This is a genomic window from Mesorhizobium sp. M7A.F.Ca.US.005.03.2.1, from assembly GCF_003997795.1.
In the GTDB taxonomy this organism is placed as follows: Bacteria; Pseudomonadota; Alphaproteobacteria; order Rhizobiales; family Rhizobiaceae; genus Mesorhizobium; species Mesorhizobium ciceri.
On the sequence record NZ_RZRP01001259.1, the window covers coordinates 1 to 1,238 of the forward strand.

A 1,238-nucleotide genomic window follows, 5' to 3' on the forward strand; every position below is an offset into this window, starting at 1 on the left:
CCGTATTGCACGGCGTTGAACCATTTTCCCGACAGTGTCGGCCGGGCACCGTGCGTCAGATGCCCGCCGGCGGCGAGCGACAGACCCATGAAGGTGTCGCTCGGCTTCAGCATGGCGAGCATCACCGCGCCATTGGCCTGGGCGCCGGAATGCGGCTGCACATTGGCGTGCGCCGCGCCAAACAGCCGGCAGGCCCTGTCGATGGCAGCCGCTTCGGCCAGATCGACATATTGGCAGCCGCCGTAGTAGCGGTGCCCCGGATAGCCCTCGGCATATTTGTTGGTCATCACCGAGCCTTGTGCCTCCAGCACAGCCGGCGAAACGATATTTTCGGATGCGATCAGCTCGATTTCGGACCGCTGCCGGCCCATCTCGCGTGCAATCGCATCGGCGACCACCGCATCCTGGAGCTTGAGGTTCCTCTGGAAAAAGCCGGTCATTCTGCTCGTCTCCTGGCGGCAAAAGGCGGACACGGTTTTCGGCGTCGCCATGCCTGGTGTTGGAACTGAAACGGGGAGCTAGTTCACTGCGTCAGGCGGGGTGCGGCCTTCGAAGAAGGCCGACAGATTGTCGATCACCCGCATGCCCATTGCGATGCGCGTTTCGCTGGTGGCGCTACCCAGATGGGGCAGCAGCACGACATCTTCACGCTCCGTCAAGGCGCGCGGCACGGACGGCTCCGTCTCGAACACGTCGAGCCCGGCACCAGTAATCCGACGCTCACGCAGCGCCTGGACCAGTGCGTCCTCATCCACCACATCGCCGCGCGCGGTGTTGATCAGGAAGGCTGATTCCTTCATGCGGGCAAGACGACGTTCGTTGATGAGGCGGGTGTTTTCGCCACCGCCCGGACAATGCAGCGACACGAAATCCGAGGCCGCCAGCACCTCGTCCACAGTCGCCAGCTGCCGCGCCGGCATGCCGGGGTGGGGAACCGGCTGGCTGTCGAAGAAGACGACCTCCATGCCGAAGCCGAAGTGACAGCGCCTGGCCATGGCCTGGCCGATCCTTCCCATGCCGATGATGCCGACGGTCTTGCCGCTGACCTGGGTGCCGCAGAGATGCGTCGGCCGCCAACCGGTCCATTTGCCGGAGCGCAGCTCGCGCTCGCCCTCTCCGGCACGGCGCGCGCACATCAAAAGCAGCGTCATGGCGAGATCGGCGGTGGCATCGGTCAACACGGCGGGCGTGTTGGTGACGATCAGCCCTGCTGCGCTGGCAGCGGCAATGTCGATGTG

At 64.9% G+C, this 1,238-nt stretch carries 1 protein-coding gene and 1 pseudogene; both read right to left on the reverse strand.

Annotated features, from left to right (window positions below; translation table 11 throughout):
* A pseudogene (gene glyA, locus EN991_RS36810) lies at window positions 1–395 on the reverse strand (serine hydroxymethyltransferase); the annotation flags it as partial.
* 123 nt (window positions 396–518) lie between these two features.
* The coding region (locus tag EN991_RS36815) for a D-glycerate dehydrogenase (protein ID WP_164769689.1) at window positions 519–1,238 on the reverse strand (720 nt) is incomplete at its 5' end.